Genomic DNA, 324 nt, shown 5'->3' on the forward strand with positions numbered 1-324 from the left:
GACTGGCTCGAGGACCTGTTCGGCAGCAACCGGCTGATCGGCGGCACCGGCGACGACAGGCTGATCGCGGGCGCGGGTGCCGACTGGCTTTATGGCGGCGACGGTCAGGACAGCCTGCGGGCGGGGGCGGGCAACGACCGGCTTCTGGGCGAGACCGGCAACGACACGCTGCGCGGCGAGGCCGGCAACGACACGCTGCTGGGCCATGCCGGCACCGACTGGCTGTATGGCGGCAGCGGCCATGACAGCATGACGGGCGGCGAGGGCAACGACCGCCTGTATGGCGAGGGCGACAACGACACGCTGTCGGGCGAGGCCGGCAAC

The 324-nt window shown here is 71.9% G+C and carries 1 protein-coding gene; it reads left to right on the top strand.

Translation table 11 applies throughout. The features are described from left to right. Window positions 1–324 (top strand): calcium-binding protein (locus tag Q5Y72_RS19810; RefSeq protein ID WP_305965097.1); only part of this gene is annotated, 324 nt, incomplete at both ends.

Source organism: Paracoccus spongiarum (genome assembly GCF_030732095.1).
Classification (GTDB): domain Bacteria; phylum Pseudomonadota; class Alphaproteobacteria; order Rhodobacterales; family Rhodobacteraceae; genus Paracoccus; species Paracoccus spongiarum.